At 45.1% G+C, this 18,247-nt stretch carries 13 protein-coding genes and 2 pseudogenes; 6 read left to right on the top strand and 9 right to left on the bottom strand.

Going from position 1 to position 18,247, the window contains the following annotated elements:
* Window positions 1-202 (bottom strand): annotated as a pseudogene (locus tag ACMWLG_RS22950) (hypothetical protein); the annotation flags it as partial.
* A 71-nt stretch (window positions 203-273) separates the two neighbouring features.
* On the opposite strand from ACMWLG_RS22950, the gene ACMWLG_RS22945 reads away from it, so the two are divergent.
* Complete coding sequence (locus ACMWLG_RS22945) at window positions 274-1,242, top strand: IS110 family transposase (RefSeq protein ID WP_028016388.1); 969 nt, start codon at window positions 274-276, stop codon at window positions 1,240-1,242.
* Between the two features lie 18 nt (window positions 1,243-1,260).
* Here the strand turns inward: ACMWLG_RS22945 and ACMWLG_RS22940 are convergent.
* Both ACMWLG_RS22940 and ACMWLG_RS22935 read right to left on the bottom strand, forming a co-directional pair.
* Window positions 1,261-1,428, bottom strand: a pseudogene (locus ACMWLG_RS22940) (transposase); the annotation flags it as partial.
* A gap of 264 nt (window positions 1,429-1,692) precedes the next feature.
* The gene (locus ACMWLG_RS22935) at window positions 1,693-2,586 is read right to left on the bottom strand and encodes a LysR substrate-binding domain-containing protein (protein ID WP_231533154.1); all 894 of its coding nucleotides are present in this window, start codon (window positions 2,584-2,586) and stop codon (window positions 1,693-1,695) included.
* On the opposite strand from ACMWLG_RS22935, the gene ACMWLG_RS22930 reads away from it, so the two are divergent.
* From ACMWLG_RS22930 to ACMWLG_RS22920, 3 genes are all read left to right on the top strand, one after another.
* Complete coding sequence (locus ACMWLG_RS22930) at window positions 2,562-3,863, top strand: MFS transporter (RefSeq protein WP_231533152.1); 1,302 nt, start codon at window positions 2,562-2,564, stop codon at window positions 3,861-3,863. The two genes, ACMWLG_RS22935 and ACMWLG_RS22930, sit on opposite strands and share 25 nt — an antisense overlap.
* Window positions 3,864-4,793: 930 nt before the next feature.
* Entirely contained in the window at window positions 4,794-5,501 is a 708-nt protein-coding gene (locus ACMWLG_RS22925; RefSeq protein ID WP_231533150.1) for a response regulator, read from the top strand.
* A 2-nt stretch (window positions 5,502-5,503) separates the two neighbouring features.
* Window positions 5,504-6,550 carry an ATP-binding protein gene (locus ACMWLG_RS22920; RefSeq protein ID WP_231533149.1) on the top strand — a complete coding sequence of 349 codons (1,047 nt, stop codon included), beginning with the start codon at window positions 5,504-5,506 and terminating at the stop codon, window positions 6,548-6,550.
* A 51-nt stretch (window positions 6,551-6,601) separates the two neighbouring features.
* On the opposite strand, the gene ACMWLG_RS22915 is transcribed toward ACMWLG_RS22920, so the two are convergent.
* From ACMWLG_RS22915 to ACMWLG_RS22900, 4 genes are all read right to left on the bottom strand, one after another.
* Window positions 6,602-7,126: a type II toxin-antitoxin system RelB/DinJ family antitoxin gene (locus ACMWLG_RS22915; RefSeq protein WP_231533147.1), complete on the bottom strand. Its 525-nt coding sequence runs from the start codon at window positions 7,124-7,126 to the stop codon at window positions 6,602-6,604.
* An 89-nt stretch (window positions 7,127-7,215) separates the two neighbouring features.
* Window positions 7,216-8,307, bottom strand: coding sequence for a porin OmpC (gene ompC, locus ACMWLG_RS22910; RefSeq protein ID WP_231533186.1), 1,092 nt, complete (start codon window positions 8,305-8,307; stop codon window positions 7,216-7,218).
* A gap of 981 nt (window positions 8,308-9,288) precedes the next feature.
* Window positions 9,289-12,351: an efflux RND transporter permease subunit gene (locus ACMWLG_RS22905; RefSeq protein WP_231533146.1), complete on the bottom strand. Its 3,063-nt coding sequence runs from the start codon at window positions 12,349-12,351 to the stop codon at window positions 9,289-9,291.
* Window positions 12,348-13,454: an efflux RND transporter periplasmic adaptor subunit gene (locus ACMWLG_RS22900; protein WP_231533144.1), complete on the bottom strand. Its 1,107-nt coding sequence runs from the start codon at window positions 13,452-13,454 to the stop codon at window positions 12,348-12,350. The genes ACMWLG_RS22905 and ACMWLG_RS22900 overlap by 4 nt, the downstream gene beginning before the upstream one ends.
* Window positions 13,455-13,684: 230 nt before the next feature.
* Here ACMWLG_RS22900 and ACMWLG_RS22895 point away from each other — a divergent pair, with 230 nt between their 5' ends.
* Both ACMWLG_RS22895 and ACMWLG_RS22890 read left to right on the top strand, forming a co-directional pair.
* On the top strand, window positions 13,685-15,103 hold the full coding sequence (locus ACMWLG_RS22895; protein WP_231533143.1) for an efflux transporter outer membrane subunit: 1,419 nt from the start codon (window positions 13,685-13,687) through the stop codon (window positions 15,101-15,103).
* Window positions 15,104-15,125: 22 nt separating this feature from the next.
* Window positions 15,126-16,016, top strand: coding sequence for a Mig-14 family protein (locus ACMWLG_RS22890; protein WP_231533141.1), 891 nt, complete (start codon window positions 15,126-15,128; stop codon window positions 16,014-16,016).
* A gap of 283 nt (window positions 16,017-16,299) precedes the next feature.
* On the opposite strand, the gene ACMWLG_RS22885 is transcribed toward ACMWLG_RS22890, so the two are convergent.
* Complete coding sequence (locus tag ACMWLG_RS22885) at window positions 16,300-17,481, bottom strand: sensor histidine kinase (RefSeq protein WP_414763040.1); 1,182 nt, start codon at window positions 17,479-17,481, stop codon at window positions 16,300-16,302.
* Window positions 17,482-17,483: 2 nt separating this feature from the next.
* Window positions 17,484-18,170, bottom strand: a complete 687-nt coding sequence (locus tag ACMWLG_RS22880; RefSeq protein WP_231533137.1) for a response regulator — start codon at window positions 18,168-18,170, stop codon at window positions 17,484-17,486.
* Window positions 18,171-18,247: the final 77 nt, after the last annotated feature.

Genomic DNA, 18,247 nt, shown 5'->3' with positions numbered 1-18,247 from the left:
GAAGGCGCTGAAGCTCCCGGACCTGCTTCAGAGCAGCAGTAAGCTCAGAAGCAGGAACGACTTCCTCTCCAGCCGCAACGGCGGTGAGGCTGCCTTCCTTGTATCTTGAAGACTGATTAAAATTAATACGATTAGATTTGGCAAAACGTATGCAGCCCGATGCCTTCCAGGGTTCAAGCCCGTATATCAGCGACTGGCGCATACGCTGAGCCACTCATCTGAAACCCGAACAGTTGTCCGTATTCCATAACGTATTTGCAAGGAGGGGTAAAAATGAGTCAGCCAAATCCACTTTGTGTGGGCATCGATGTTTCCAAAGCCACACTGGACATCGCTGCCAGCAGTGATGTTGCTCAGTTTACAGTCAGCAATGACTCTGATGGCTTTAACGCGATTATTACCGGACTGAGACGGCACTCCGTTGCTCTGGTTCTGATGGAGGCCACTGGTGGGCTGGAAGTTGCGGTGGCCTGTTCGCTTCAGGCCGAAGGTTTTGAGGTTGCCGTGGTCAATCCCAGGCAGGCCCGTGACTTCGCCCGTGCAATGGGATATCTTGCGAAGACCGACCGAATTGATGCCAGAGTCCTCACGCAGATGGCTGAGGTTATTAATCGTCACCCTGAGCGGAAACGCTTTATCAGGGCACTGCCGGATGCTGAACGTCAGGCCCTTGCTGCAATGGTGGTTCGCAGACGCCAGTTGATTGCGATGTTGGTGGCTGAGCGTAACCGACTGTATCCATCCCATCCACAGAACAAGAAAAGCATTAATACCATCATTAAAGCGCTGGAAGATGAGCTTGCCAGGCTCGAGAAAGACATGAACAGTCACATCCGGAACCACTTTAAAGAGATTGCTGAGCGCCTGAGCAGTATCAAAGGTGTAGGCACCATGACCGTTTCCGCGATGTTGGCGGAGATTCCGGAACTGGGAACGCTCTCCCGGCGCGAAATCAGTGCGCTTATAGGTGTTGCTCCTGTCAACCGGGACTCAGGGACTATGCGTGGCCGGCGAACCATTTTTGGCGGCAGGGCTGGCGTAAGATCAGCACTGTACATGGCTGCGCTTGTGGCAACCCGCTTTAATCCGGTGATAAAAACGTTTTATGTGCGCCTGCTTGCAGCCGGAAAGGCCAAAAAAGTGGCGCTGGTAGCCTGTATGCGTAAGCTGCTTACCATCCTGAACGCAATGCTCAGAAAGAACGAAGAATGGGATGAGTCGTACCACCACGTTGCTCCATAATTTTTACCTTCAAGACAGTTGCTGATATTGCTTCTTCCACTTAAACAGCAGGCTGGGCTGGATACCATGCAGGCGGGCGACATGGGAGACATTCATACCCGGCTCCATCGTCTGCTGGATAATGGCGATCTTCTCCTGAGGAGTTTTACGTTTACGGACTTCTTGCCCTAACAGGATCCCGGTCATCTCAAAATTGGCGTTAGTGTTAGACATATATTCAAGCCTATCTCTTATCTGGAGATACAGCTACTGTCCGGTGTTTCAGGGGGCTACATCACACTCAGTGGTCTCCTGAAGGTATGACCCTGAGGCTTCAAATTGGTCTTGAGGACATGGATGACCTGAAACAGGATTTGAAGGAAGGTCTGAAACGACTGTATAACCGGTAAATCAGTTCTCTGCAGATCCTTGTGAGAACAGCTGACAAGGTTCTGCACAACATTATAAAAGCTATTGATCAGACTCTTCTTGAACAGTGGCCACATTCCTCTTGAGCCAGCGGATAAACTCACGCATGGCCAGCGTTTCGCTTTTTTGCATAACCAGGAAATAGCTACCGGATATCAGGGTCCCGAAGCTGTCCAGTCGGACGAGTCGACCGCTCATCAGGTGTTTCGCACAAAAAATAACTGGAACAAGAGTGATACCCAGGTTCTCCTCAGCAGCCTGAATTGCGGCAAAAGTATGGTCAAAGTAAAGGTGACGGGTGACATTTTGTGGTAATGTCAAACCCTGAGCAGACCATTTACGCCACAAATCATTGCGAACGCGGATATGGATGAGTGTGTTATCTGCTGTCTGTCCTTTCTGCTTCAGAAGATAAGCAGGGCTGCACACCAGCACACTTTTTTCTTCAAGAAAAGGTATAGCTTCCATGTCCGGAAAATGAGTGGGATCGCGTCGAACAGCAATATCGGAACCAGGAGTTACCATACCCGTGCTGGTCATGACGTTGATATGAATATGTGGGCAGGCCTGATGAAAATCAGCTAGTCTCGGTATTAACCAGTACATGGCAAAAGTGGGCAGGCAGTTAATGGTTACATGCTGAATTGCGGCTCTTTCCATAAAAGACGCTTCAGCCGCTGCCAGATCACCCAGTATTGTTCTGCAACTCAAAGCAAATGCCTTTCCCTTCTCTGTCAGTTTTACCTTTTTATGCTCCCGGTAAAACAACTCCTCGCCCAGTTTAGCTTCCAGGTTTCTGATATGGCGACTGATTGCTCCGGTTGTCAGACAAAGCTCTGCCGCAGCCAAAGAAAAGCTCTCGTGACGAGCCGCAGCTTCAAACGCAAGCAAATGTGGGATAGAGTGAACTCGTGTCATTGATTGATTATAACTCAACCACTGCGTTGCTAAAAGATCGATTGTCGCCGTCTTCGGTACTTACTAAGGTTTTATATCCGACTCTAAAAAGTAAATTACCGGTGGCGAAATTGAATGTATTTTATCTCTTTTGTATTGGACGGGCTTCATGCTGTATTGGCGCGATGGTTTTTGCCGGGGCGCTCCCCGTAACGCGAAACGAGTGGCATATGGATGCTTCTTCAGCAGGTTCACTGCAGACGATGCTGAATATCAGCAATGCACTTGCGCTTTTTGCCTCGTCCTGGCTAAGTGACTATTTTGGTCCCCGGAGAGTATATCTTACATTTTCATGGCTCGGGGGTATCGCGTTACTTTTATTCGGAATTTTTGCCCATTCTTATATTTCTGCTGCGTTACTGATAGGATTTATTGGTCTGACGCAAGGAGGAGCATATACCCCTGCAATTATGCTCGCGATTCAGATGCACAACGCTGCTAAACGAGGTTATGCCGTGGGTATGATTCTGGCTTGCGGTTCCCTTGGATATCTCGTTTCTCTTTTTATTTCATCGTGGGGGGCTTCGAACTGGGGAACAGCGGTGGCATTTTATCTGTGTGCCGGTTATGTTTTTGCCGGCGGTATTACGAGTAGCTTTGCGCTAAACAAATTTTCTGATCTTGTACCAACGAAGCCACCACATTCCCGGGATAAAGATAAAATTAATAGATGGAATACTATGACTTTACTCTTGTTATCTGGATACATCGCGCATTGCTGGGAGCTCCTGGGGAGCTGGGCATGGACACCAAGCCTTTTATATACAGCTCTAATCCCTGTTCAGAATAGCCCGGTGGTGAATAGTATGTTGATTGCGACGGTCATTCATCTGTCAGGTATGCTCTCGACAATTATTGTTGGAACCATTTCGGATTATTTTAACAGAACAGCTGTGTTAATTGTAATGGGGGGGATGGGGGCTTTGTGTTCAGTGCTTACCGGCTGGTCAATTGTATGGGGGACGGGTTGGGTACTTCTGTGTGCTTTCATCGGAAACTTTTTCATTCTGGGAGATTCAGGCGTACTTTCTGCAGCTATTGCAGATAATGTCGAACCAAAGGTTCTTGGTCGAATAATGGGTATCCGTTCCCTGTTAGGGTTCGGTATTGGTTCTTTCTCTCCATTGTGCTTTGGTCTTGTTATGGATATAACAGGTAGCTGGGTATTTGCCTACAGTATACTGGCAGCAGGGGGAGGTATGGCATTTCTGGCTGCGATAATGATGACTTATAATAAAGAAAAGAATTTCGTCTGACAAGATCAGCGAAGCTTTCAATGATAGCATCATGATATTTTTCAGTGACTGAGAATAATGATTCTAATATTACGACCTGTGCACTGTGAGAAATAAAACTCACTCGCGCCAGTAATATTATTTTCCCTAAGTATATTTCATAGAAAACCTTAGCTATCACGCTGAGCGGGTCCTTTCATGGCTGGCATCGAGTAAATATATGGGGCATTGGTATATGAAAAAATTGCAGAGATACCTCAGCCACCTCTTCTTTTATAGCTCTAATTTTAGATGCGAAAGAAACATGAGAGGCAATAAATACATCCGTCATTATTTACCGCTTCAACGTTAGATTTTTCGTGATAATTTTTACAAATTATGGACACCTCTCTTTAAGTCATCTTAAACGACTCTGAGATGTCTGTTAACACCGTGGCGAACCTTTTACATTGATGGGGGAATCATTTTTTCCTCAGGAAGAGAAATAAGGCGAGTATGGCCGTTATTTCGGCTATATTCATATCATTAAGAAGAAAACCGGAAATAATGCTGAGGTATTCTGGTTTATAAGTCTTTGCACCTGCTGCTTTCCCCAATTAATGTCAGCGATACAGGAATCACTGGTCTCGACCCTTTTAGATATTCACTCGCTGGTCAAATCGAATCCTGAGGTACTCATCAATCTAAAATGTTGACTTTGATACGAAGGCACCCTGTAACAGTTTGATTTAAAATCAGGTAACCAGAGAGTGCAATCACAGCGTCATATTTGATAAATTATATTCAATAGTACAATGAAATTATATAGCGTAAATATATTGCCAGCATCCTTCCATCATTTATAATTACCGAAAAAAGTTGATCGTGAATAGTACCCCTTCAACTATATCGAAAACCTATAACATAATTATGTGTAGATTGTATGTAGTTTATGTAAATTTAGGAGGAGTTATGAATTCCATAGCTGTCGAAAGAAAAATCCTTCTTGCCGAAGATGACGTTGACATTGCCAGAATTGTTATTGCTTATCTGGAACGTGAGGGGTTTGGTGTTCTCCATGCAATGGATGGATATGCCGCAATAAAAATCGCAGAGCACAATCACCCTGACTTTGTTATTCTCGATATAAGAATGCCTAAAAAAGATGGCTGGCAGGTATTAGCCGAGTTACGTAGATTTACTGACGTACCAATAATGATGTTGACTGCTATCGATACTGATATTGATAAAGTCTTCGCTCTGAAAACCGGCGCAGATGATTACCTGGTTAAGCCATTCAATCCTGCTGAATTAATGGCGCGCATTCATGTCATTTTAAAAAGGAGTCATTATCATCAGCAGAACGAGAGCATGACTACTTTTAAAAGTAAAAATATGGAGGTGAGCAAAATAACTCACCAAGTGTTAGTCGGTTCAAAAGGAGTTGATATATCAGCAGAATTGACTTCAACTGAATTCAAAATATTATTACATCTTATTCAGCATCCAAAACGAGTATTTACACGAGAAGAACTCATTGATGCATGTCTACCGGAGGGTAATGCTAGTGAGCGAACCGTCGACAGTCATGTCAGTAAACTCAGAAAGAAAATTCAACAGGCAGGGGTCTATTTTGTGCCTGAGAGTGTCAGGGGTTTTGGCTATCGTTTAGGAGATTAATAATGAGAAAGACAACTATATTACATCGACTCTTTCAGTTGTTGATTATATTAACTCTTTTAGTAATACTTCTTTCAACTGTCATCTTTTATATCTATGCGTTTCTTTTTTATAGCAAATATGATGATCTTCTTCCTGACTTATCAGATTATCTGATTACATTAATATCTACCCTTGCATCAATATTTCTTGCATTCTTTTTTGCTTTAATATTCACCAAGCGATTATCTCCGCCTCTAAGTTCAATCGCCAGTGCAGCAAGGGCAATTGCCGAGGGGAATTTAATTGCAAGAGCGCAAGCTGGCGGCTATAAGTTATTAGAACTGGATAATCTGGTAAGAGACTTTAATTTAATGGCGGAAAAACTTGAAATAATGTCGAAAAATATGCAAATCTGGAATGCAACTGTCGCACATGAGTTAAGAACGCCGGTGACTATTTTAAGGGGGAATTTACAAGCTGTTCTTGATGGTGTGATAATTTCGGACACCGAACATGCATCATTACTCTTAAAACAAACTGATAATCTCGCTTCCATCATTGATGATTTACGAATAGTCAGCCTTGCTGATACTGGTCAATTCAAACTGTACCGGGAGCATATTGCTATTGATGAAATGTTGAGTGACATCTATAGATATATGGAGTCAGAATTCAAGTACCACAATAAGATCTTAAAATTGGTTGCAGAACAGTGTATTGGATATGTTGATGCATTACGTTTAAAACAAGCAATTATGGCCCTTCTGCATAATGCTTTACAGTATTCAGTAGAGGGAATTGTATCGTTTGGATGTCGTGTTATTGATGAGGAATTGATAATCACGGTTGAAGACGAGGGGCCAGGTATACCTGAGTATTATCGAAAAAAAATATTCGAACCTTTTTACCGTATTAACGAATTCCAGTTCGTAGCCAGAAGTTCGTCCGGGCTTGGATTATCCGTGGTGAAAGCAATTGCAGATGCACATGGTGGTAAAGTGCGATGTTCAGAAAATTCAATGGGAGGGACTGCATTTAGCATTGTATTCTCAATGAATTATAATTGATAATGAATGCCATGTTAGCGCTTACGGGTCTTGTATAAATACAATTTAGCTCTAAAGAGCAGCAGTCTGGCGCTCTAAAGAGTCCAGTATTGCATTGATTTTTACAGCCATCGAGTATTCAATCATAAGGTATTCTTTAGATTGCCCATTTATAATTTCACAGTGAGCAATCGCCGAATCGATATTTGATATAACTTCGCAAGCCCTCATCAGATAAATTGCATTATTGTCGCATAATGGTACGGTGTCGCAATCGGCTTTCAATTTATCACGAAGCATTTTCAAGTCGGCAACAGCCACATTAATACGGGATTTCTCAATGCCGCCTTCTTTGATAATCAAATTAACTATACTGGCGAGGGATGTTACAGCAGAAGCAGAATTATCATTGATGATTTTCTTAATCTCATCGCTGGATCTTAAGACGGTATTGACATTGAAAGGTAAACGATTATGTTCTGAAATGTAATGATAAAGTAAAGTAATGGCTTTAGTTGGCGTAATATTCAATGCTTTCATTTTTGCATCAGTGGATTCTTTCAGTCTGCCATCAATTTTTATATTCAACACGGCCATGATAATGCCTCACAATAATTCTACCAAGTATTTTTTGGCTTTCATGCCCGAAATGAAATAAGGCCAGTAGTTGCTGGCCTTGGATAACACTAGAACTGATACACCGCGCCAAGACCAACTACGTTATCGGTATTAATACCTAGAGCACGTATGGCATCATTGTCTTTTTTAAGTAGGTTAATCTTATAATCTACATAGACCGACATATTTTTATTAAAATAATATGCTGTGGCAACATCAATGTATTTAACCTGATAAAAGTCACCATAGCCGTCTTTCTGCGCTTTGGATTGCAGGTATCCAATGGATGGGCGTAGACCAAAATCAAATTGATATTGTGCTAACAACTCAATGTTTTTGGTCTTATCCGTAACGCCCGTAATGTTCCCTCCCAACGCAGTCATGTTACGAGTTTCAGCATATGTTGCAGCCAGGTAGATGTTGTTTGCGTCATATTTCAAACCCGTAGCCCATACCTCAGCATGTTTTGCATTATTTAAAGTATTTGCTCTTTGATCCAGGGTTCGGTTGGAGCCGGAATACGCCGCTGATGCAGAAATTCCCATACCAAAGTTGTAGGATACCGATCCCCCCCAACCATCGCCATTTTGTGCCAGTACGTTTGCACGGCCATTAGTATTTTCAATTGTGCTACCATTTTTTCCCTGGTACTGAACGGCAAAATTTAGGCCATCAACGAGGCCAAAAAAATCGGTGTTACGGTATGTAGCAAGATTACTCGCACGACCGGTCATAAAGTTATCAGCAGCTGTGTAAGTATCCCCACCGAAGACAGGGATCATATCAGTCCATGCCTCAACATCATAAACAACGCCGTAGTTTCGCCCATAATCAAAAGAACCAAAATCGCCGAACTTCAAACCTGCAAATGCCAGACGTGTCCAACTGGTGTTATCAGATTTTTCAGCTTTGTTCCCCTGGATATTGTACTCCCAACGGCCATAGCCCGTTAATTGCTCGTTAATCTGAGTCTCCCCTTTAAATCCCAAACGGACATATGTTGCATCACCGTCGACACCTTTATTTTTGGACATGACATGGCGCGCATCAACTTTGCCATAAAGGTCAAGTTTATTTCCATTTTTATTATAAATCTCAGCAGCATTTGCAGCCTGTGCAGCAGTCAAAGCCACTAATACAGCAAGTATTGTTCTTTTCATCATGCGATCTCTTTATATTAAGTTTATTAAGCCACTGTGGTATACCCTACACAACATCGCTGATATAACTGATGCGTGAAAGTGACTTATTAATATCCTTTGAAAAAGTAAAATCAATAGATTCTACGATCCCAGACAAAACAGAACTCAACTATTTTTTATACAATCAAAAAATAATCAACGACACGAAATTATACATCATTACAATGTCTTTTTCTGGCACATTACGCCAGTTAAAGATAAATATACGAACAATAATGCCACCCATAGATATTGTAACATCCTGAAAGTTGTGTTGCGATTTGATGGAGTGCATCTTGTTTTTCATTTAATATAATGACATTACCTTGCCTCAAAAGTTCATAAATGCGAGTGACTTTTCCAAGTCATTTTTGCCATCGAAAGGGAAAATGAACGACAGCATTAAAAGTTTGTTATCTGACGCCCCCTGGTTTACTTTGAAATTGTCACACAGTACTAAGGAACTTCCGAACAGAATATTCATTAATCAGATCAGTAAAATGCTTCTCTACTGGTGTGATTTTTTATTGTTTAATGTTCTGTTATTAAATTTTTGTGATATATCCCAGAAGAATACATAAGTGAACATCTGAATAGCATAAAATATTGTTAAACCCCCCCCTTGAATTCTGCAAGCGTTCAGCCATACGGTCAGGAAAAACCCGGGAGATAATTAGCAGTGTTTGGTGAGGGGTATTTAGATACAGCGACAATTTCGTTTGGTGTAAAATATAATCGCGGCGAGGAAATGTTATTATCGCAATACAATGTTTTTTTAAATCATCTGTACTTTAATAAAATTATTTTATATCGGGCGATTTTATGCCGGACAGGCTACCCGACAAAGAATGGTTACTATTATTGCCTCATATCTACACAAATGTAATACAGACCCGCAATGTCTAATTACATTCGATTCCTAAAAAGGTAGCTGAAACAGCTACCTTTTGTCTGAGTTAATTAGCTTTCATTTCGCCGTCTGGACTCATGATCCAGTAAATAGGTGAGTAAGACCGGCAGGAGGGTTAAAGTAAAGAATGTGGCTGCTATGAGGCCTCCGATAATCGCAAAAGCCATCGGCCCCCAGAAAACCTGCCTTGCTATGGGGATCATGCCGAAAATCGCCGCACATGCAGTCAGCATAATGGGCCGGGCTCTGTGCTTCGCCGCGTTCACAATAGCATCATGGTTTGCCAGTCCCGCTTTAATGTTTTCATCAACCTCACTGATCAGGATAATTGCATTACGGATTATCATCCCACTGAGTGCAATCACGCCAAGCAATGCGACAAAGCCCAATGGCGTACCTGTTGGCAGTAAAGCGCCTACCACGCCAATGAAACCAAACGGAGCCATCAATGTGGCGAGGATAACTCGCGAATAGCTCTGTAACTGAATCATCATCACGCCAAGCATAACGATAACGGTCACCGGCAATACTGACATCAGAGAATCGTTGCCTTTATCAGACTCCTCAGATGCACCACTCACCGAAACGTTATACCCGGTCGGTAGTTCTGAACGGAATTCGGTGATAACCTGCGCAAGTTCAGCACCGACGCTATCAACATTTTGCCCCTTGATCACATCCCCCTGGATAGTTACAGATGCTTCCCGGTTACGGCGTTGTATTTCCGGGCTCTTTAAATCCCATGAAAATGAGGCCACCTGCGATAACGGGATTTTCGTACCCGATTCAGTGGTGATTAGTGTCCCTTCAAGACCGGAAAGATTATTCCTGTCATCTTCGCTACCCTGTAAAATGACTTCAGTACGGTGATTTTTTTCTCTCAACTCTGTGACAGGAAGACCGGAATAAAACATGTTCAGCATGTTAGCAATACGCTCCGAAGTCAGTCCCGCCATCCCTGCTGCAGCCTGGTTTATCTGAATATTGACCGTACGCTGCGGATCACCAGCCGTCATATTCAGCCCTGTCACTCGCGAGTCCTTTGCCAGCAGGCCGGAAAGTTGCCGGGCATAAATTCGCGTCTGATTAAAATCCGGACCGGTGACCCTGTATTTAAGCGGCCAGCCTATCGGAGGACCTAGTTCCAGCGGTGAGACACGGGTAACGATATCGCTGAACTGCTCATTCATAATTCTGGTCAGCCTGGCCTGCAGCTTCTCCCTGGCCTCAAGGTCTTTTGCCACGACGACAAGCTGGGAAATATTCTCAGCATCAGAAAGGATATCCATTGGCAGATAGAAACGAACCGCGCCAGTACCAATATAAGAGGAATATCCACTGACCCCTTCGTCTTTATCCAGAATATTTTCAAGACGTCGGGTCTCCTTTTCCGTAACATATTGCGTTGTATTTTGCGGCAATGTCAGACTCACAAGCAGCTCCGGGCGATCCGATGCCGGGAAAAACTCACTTTTGAGCCATTGGCTGCTAAACACTGAAACGCCGAAAAGCAGTACGGATGAAATGATAACAGCGGGACGATGGCGGAACGAAAACGCGAGCAGGCTGTGATACATGCCTGCCAGTCGTCCGGTTTTGGTTTCATCGTGATGTTGCAGCTTTGCCCCTTTCAGCAGCCATACACCACTGATTGGTGAAAAAAGCACGGCAACAACCCACGAGCTGAGCAGAGAAATAAAGATAACGGCAAATAATGAATAGCAGTATTCACCCGCCATTGATTTGGCGAACCCCACGGGGATGAATCCGGCAATCATAACCAGCGTCCCGGTTAACATCGGAAACGCGGTTTTCACAAAGGCACTTGATGCCGCCTTCCGCAGAGGCTCCCCTTTCTCAAGGTGCGATACCATTGACTCGATAGTGATCATCGCGTCATCCACGAGCAATCCCAGAGCAATAATTAACGCACCCAGCGAGATTCGTTGCAGCCCAATACCTGCTAAATCCATCCCGGTAAAGGTCAAAGCAAGAACAATCGGAATGGCCACCGCAACGACCAGACCTGCGCGAAGCCCTAAAGAAACAAATGAGACCGCTATCACAATGATAATGGCCTCCATCAGCACATGCAGAAACCCATCCACGGCTTCATCAACAATAGCTGGCTGGTTGGCGACTTTCGTTATGGTAATGCCATGCGGAAGTCTGGCCTTAATCTGCTCAAGCTTTTGATCAAGAGCCTCGCCAAACTGCAGCATGTTTCCCCCCGATAGCATAGCTATACCGATGCCAAGCGCCGGATGTCCATTAACATGGAAAACCGGCTGAGGTGTTTCTGAGGCTTTTCTGGTCACGGTGACAATATCAGCCAGGGAAAGTATACGCTCCCCTGAGCGCAGGCTGATACGCTTGAGAGCATCTTCAGTAAGTTTTGCACCGCTGACAAGAAGACTCATCCGGTCATCACGTGTTCGCAGCTCGCCTGAAGGCGTAACGGCATTACTGCTCTTCAGTACAGCCATAATTTCATCAGGAGAAATGCCCAGTGTGGCCAGTTGGCGTGCTGAGAAGCTAAGAATAACCTGTTGCTGCTGTACGCCAAGCTGCACAGTGCGCCCAATATCTTTCACAGAACGGAGATCGCGCTGAACCTGGTCAGCAATGTTTCGCAACTCATCACTGGAAAAACCGTCCCCGGTAATGCCGTAAATGGTGCCGTAGGTAGCATCATATTCATCATTCACCACCGGCTCGTTAACCCCTGCAGGAAGCGTGGCGGCGAGATCCCGAATTTTTTTGCGTAGCTCCTGCCATGACGGTTTCACTTCCGACGGAGGTGTGGCATCCAGCAAATTGACAGTGACTTTTGTATGACCATTTCGGGTCTGACTGTCAACACTGTCAAACCACCGAAGCTCCTGAACTGTCTTCTCAATTGGATCGGCAACGAGGTTCACCATGTCCGTCGGCGTTGCACCGGGCCAGTCGGCGCTGATAACAGCTGTTTTTATCGTAAACGCAGGATCCTCATCCCTCGACAGTGCGGTAAACGAGAGGCAGCCCGCCGCCATGATGATCAGCAGGAAAAAACTGACCATCTGCTGATGGGCCAGTGCCCAGGATGAAAGGTTATGTTTATCCAGATTCATTTCATTGCCTCAGCGCTGACATCCACCTTTTCGCCATCCTGTAGCGTATTAACGCCGGCAGTAACCACTTTTTCGCCTGCTTTGAGGCCAGAGGATACATATGCCTTATCGTCAGAAAAACGAACAATATTTATCGGGCGGATGACGAGTTTTCCGAGTTTCGGATCAACGATAAATACAGCGGGCTGGTTACCTGCCCGGGTAAGTGCAGAGGCGGGTAGAGGAATAACGGTATCGTCATACGCACTCAGTTCGACTGATACAGCAGATCCAAACACAGGTTCATTTTCCGCTGCTGAGAGCGTTGCACGGACCAGACTCGTACGTGTGCTGCTATCAAGCTGGGGTGTGATATACCTTATTTGCCCTTTGATCCGGGAGACCCCGTCGTTGACGGATACCGGGTCTCCGGCATGTAATTTTGAAGCCAGTCCGGACGAAACACTGAACTGAACTTCAGCCTTGGAGGAGGCGACTTTAAGGATATCCTGACCTGCTGCTATGTTTTGTCCGGAATAAGGGAGATACGCCGTGACCACACCATCAAAAGGCGCTCTCAGCGTACTGAAATCCGATTCGTTGAATGCTGCGTCTTTTTGCGCCTGAGCCCGGACTTTACGTGCATTCAGTGCGGCAAGAGAGGACACCATTTCCTCAAGCTGCGCTCTGGAGGCCGTTCCTATAGCGAACAGTTTTCTTGTCCTATCAAGTTCCTGTCGCCCTTTTTGTTCGGCAGATACAGCTTCCTGGTACTCAGCTACTGCCGCCGCTTTCTCGCCCTGGCTCATGGAGCCATTCAGCAGGGCAACGGGCTGGTTTTTTTCAACTTTCGCGCCGACATCTACCAGTTTTCTGGCCAGTTTTCCGTCTATACGAAACTGGAGAGTGACCTCTTCTGAAGGCTCGATGGTGCCAATCCAGGTTAATGGAGGAACATGCTGCGCCTCTGGAACGACCCAGGTTTTAACCGGCCGCAAAGAAGCAGGTGCAACCTGGCTATCATCACAGCCCGTTAGCAGCAGCAACATGCTAAATGCACATACGGCCAGACCTGAAACCGATGTGAGTGGCTTCTGAATGATGTATTTTTTTTGATATTGCATCGTGTAGATCCCGGTTTATTCCATACCGTTATCTAACCGCACAAAGAACAAGGAACGCTTCAGGAATTATCAAGATACAGTCAATGGGTATAAAAAAGTCATTCTTTCCTGGCATATTGCATCAACCTTGAATTGCCCTTGACCGTTTATTGATAAAGGTCTGGATAATCTTTCTGAGGGACGGGTATGGCCGTCGGCTATGGCAATTAACATGACTTCGGGGAAGAGTAATGATACCGGAAACTACAAGATTTTCATCCTTTACCATCACATTGTTTTCGGCGTTATTGCTTTCAGGCTGTAGCCTGATGCCGGATTATCACAGGCCGGAAACAGCGATCCCGTTGAAGTGGAATCAACAGGAAGTTTCTCTTCAGGGAACAAACGTTGCCCGTTCTTCTGCGCCTTATTTCAATGACGAAAAACTGCAACAACTGATCAAACTGACCATCGCAGGCAATAAAGATTTGCAGGTATCTGCTCTGAATCTTAAAAAGGTTGGGGAACAATATGGTGCAGACCGTTTGTCCACGCTTCCTAATATTGGTATGACTGTCGAGAAAACAGCTGCACATGAACCCGCAGGGATTTATGACACAGTCGATACAGGAGCTGTTACATATCATCAGTTCGATGCAAAACTGGTTTCAGCGTCATGGGAAATTGATTTCTGGGGGCGTCTGCGCAGCCTGAAAGAAGCATCTCTGAATGAATATCTTGCTGCCGGTGCAACATCCCGGGCGCTGCGAATCAATTTAATAGAACAAACAGTGAGCGCATATTTCAATTATCTGTCCAGCCGTGAGGCGGCAGAAATATCCACGCAGCTTCTGAAGAATAAACTGACAGAAAAAGTAATGGTACATCAGGCATACCTGGAAGGTGCTCTGACCCAGAGTGATGTTATTGATGCCGATAAAGGCGCTGACCGCGCCCGATCAGAACTGGTGGCATTTAAATTGCAGGCACAGCAGAATTACAATGCACTACAGCTTTTAGTCGGTCAGCCGCTGCCCGCTTCGTTATTCAATAGCGTCACGCTCAGTCAGGACTGGCGCTTCACTCTTCTTCAAAGCGGACTTCCTTCGGATGTACTGCTAAGACGCCCGGATGTTGTTGCAGCAGAATATGCTCTGAAAGCAGCTAATGCCCGAATCGGCGCTGCGCGTGCAGCATTCTTCCCCTCGGTTTCAATAACCGCGGCGGGTGGCTCAACCTCAGCAGAGCTGAGCAACCTCCTGTCCGCGGGAACGGCAAGCTGGAGTTTTGTCCCCTCGCTTAACCTGCCGATTTTCGATGGCGGGAAAAATGCGGCAAATCTGAGCATCGCTGAGCTGAATAAACAGGTCGAAATTGTTAATTACCAGAAGGCGATACAGCAGGCTTTCAGGGATGTATCCGATGCACTTGCAGGACAGGCGGCAATGAAAGCCCGGTATGGCGATAGTGAGGCGATTTACACGGCTGCAATGACACAATACCAGATGTCCGTAATGACGCAGGCGGCAGGCCAGTTGAGTACTGAAGGTCTGGTACAAAAGAACAATGAACTTCTTGAAGCACGTAAACAGTTACTGGAATCACGTCTGAAATACCTTATCCAGGGCGTAAAATTGTATTCTGTTCTGGGCGGCGATAGCGCTATCTGATTATTTTTTGGGGCACAGGACTATGAGTCTTAAACATACCATTATGGGGTGGGTTCCCTGTAATTATGATGTTTACGCTGAAGCGTATTATAAATTTGGCGGTAGCGTGAATATGCACCCCGACATGGTCATGTTTTTTATGAACCAGGGTCGAATGAAGTTTCGATTCTGGCATTATTGTCAAAATGGGATAACGACGGCAGCTTATTTCACCGTTGATAATAAGCATATTGGTTTAAATGTCTGGCGCGAATACCCGGTCTCCTTCGACGAAATTATGCTTCCCGTTGCGGCAGAGCAAAAAATCTGGCTACCTGAAAAGACAAACCGGCTGTCATCTGATAACCGGGCAAACATAATTAACTCTGCTTTTATCTACAGAACGAAAAGGCAGGTGTGTCGCGTTAAAGATTCCTTTTCGGTTAAAACGACCAAAAAGAGAAATAGCGAACTCAGAAAGTTTTTATCTCAGGGAGGCGAAAGCTATCGACTTGCTGACATGTCAGCAGGAGAGATTGCGCAACTTTATGTGCATCTGTTTAAACTGCGTTTTGCTGACAGAGTCAGATGCTATGACCGACAGAAAATTTTTGAACTGCTGTCCTCTGTTCGCCATATGATTTTTGGCAATGTTATGTTTTTTGCAGGCGTACCTTGTGCCATCGATCTGGTTCTTGCAGCATCGAGTGAAAATATGATCTATTTTGATGTGCCAAATGGGGGGTTGGACCCACAGTTTTCACAGTACAGCCCTGGAAGCCTGATCATGTGGTCAAATATATCTGATGCCCGCAGAATATGCGCCATACAGAATAAAAAGATGGCTTTTTCAATAGGAATGTACGAAAAAAACTGGGAATACAAACTGAGATGGTCAGAGGCCACTAAGACGGGGAAAGTGCTGTGCTATTAACTTTCCGGCATCGCACTAAATAAACATAGCTGATGCAGGCTATTTTTTATTGCGGGTTGAGTGATTTGTGTCCAGGAGGATAGCCACAAAAAGTTGAATGACAAAAATTATAATCGCGATAATGATAATCCAGACACAGCTATCATCAAATTTATCGCACGAAGACAAGAAGCTCTCAATAAAACCTGACAACATGGTAAACCTCCGTTTACCATGCATTTAATCAGACGATAATCAAGGAACTGTACACGCATTGTTAAGAATACCTCAATGGCTGAAAAATTTAATGCCTGGGGAGGGTTATGCAGAAAGATAATCCTTTTCCTTTGTTTTTTTCAGCGCTTAGCCTTCCACCATGAGCTTCACAGATTGCCCGCGCAATTGATAAACCCAGTCCTGATCCTCCGCTATGACGCGAGCGGGATACATCTTCACGCACAAAAGGAGAGAAGATACTGTCAAGGAAGTTATCAGCAACTGCCGGGCCGCTATCTCTGAACACTACAACAACAGCTTCAGAGGAAGAACGATAGCTTATATCAAGAACCCTGCCGTCAGCTGCATAGCGTAGCGCATTATCCATCAGTATCAGGAACACCTGACCTATACGGTACGGATCAGCCATGCAAGTGATTGTTTGTTTCTGATGGTGGATAATGTCCACCCCAACTTTTTTAGCGGAAGGTGTTATCCACGCGATTTTTTCCCGTACAATATCACTGAGGTTTACTGGCATAACATCCAGGTTAAGCTGACCGGCATCGGCCAGTTTAAGAAGATGCAGATCTTCGACGAGCCTGTTCAGCTCGTTAAGCTGACGCATCACCATCTTCAACTGGTCTTCGTCTGGCTCAAATATTCCGTCAATCATTCCCTGCAGGCGACCTGTAGCAGCGGTCAGAGGGGAACGAAGCTCATGTGCCAGCGTTACATGTGCCTTTTTTAAATCCTTTTCATAACGTTCAAGCTTCACTGACATATCATTGAAGTTTTCACTAAGACGTTGCAATTCAAGCGGCAGGGTATCCGGAACGGGCACTTTAAAGCCGAACCCACCTTCAGAAACTGATCGGGCTGCGCGGTCGAGCCTGCCGATATGACGCGAAATAGGGCGCGCGGCCTTAAGTGTAATCAGGACGATCACCGGGATGAAGAACAGTATCAGGGCTCCTAGTACTAGCCAGTCCATTACACCCATTGAGGGATCGGAATAAGAAAGGCCATACCAGGTATCAATAATCTCGTGATAACGATTGATATTCAGGCGCGGATTTTTTATCAGTACGGCAAGTTCAGCACGTACATCTTCCGGCATGCGGTATTCATGCCATTTGTTCTGCACATAAAAGCGTAACCACATCAAAAAAGCGATCAGAATGATACATCCAACAGCAAGGGATATCAGACGGCCGCAAATCCAGAACCATAAGGTTCCTGGCTCCTTTTTTTGTCTGTTTTGATTCATCTTCATATGTTTGAAAACCTGTAGCCAATGCCTCTGATGTTAATGAGGAGATCTGTTTGACCTGCGGACTCAAGCTTTTTGCGTAAGTTATAAATATGCGTGTCCACAACACGTTCGAGTGCATAACTGTCAGGCAGGCATGCTTCCAGCAATGCTTGCCTGGTAAACGCCTTATTGGGCGATTTAAGGAAAGTCACAAGAAGTGAGAATTCCGTTGGAGTCAGATCCAATAATGTAGATGCACCCTGTTCATCTTCAACCGTTGCCTGCATCGACTCCATATCCGCTTTAAGTCCTCTGAACTGAATAATATTAGTGACTCGCTCACTCGAATATCTTCTGAGAACCGCGCGTACACGGGCAACGACCTCGCCCGGGTTGTAGGGTTTAACGACATAGTCATCAGCACCAAAACGCAGCGCACTGATTTTGTCGCTACCGTCGCTCACGGCGGTGATCATGATCACTGGTACATCACTCCGGCGGCGTACAGCCAGCAGAACGTCCGTTCCGCTCATTGCTGGTAGCATGACGTCCAGCAAAACGAGGTCCGGTTTCCAGCTAAAGACCAGTTCCAGACCACGTTGACCATTACTGGCTACCGCCGTCACAAACTGATCATGTTTAAGGTAAGCCTCAAGCACATTCGCAGCATCGAGGTCGTCTTCAATAATTAAGACACGTTTCATATTCGCACCTTGACTGAATCTTGATTAAATCTTGCGGGTTTTTTGATTATCTGCATGCATACTACGTTTCCTTTTGA

The organism is Enterobacter sp. 01-M-02-SI-ECC (assembly GCF_047530595.1).
GTDB classification, from domain to species: Bacteria; Pseudomonadota; Gammaproteobacteria; order Enterobacterales; family Enterobacteriaceae; genus Enterobacter; species Enterobacter cloacae_M.
The sequence above is the reverse complement of the archived record's forward strand: the minus strand, read 5'-3'. Positions and strand labels throughout refer to the sequence as shown.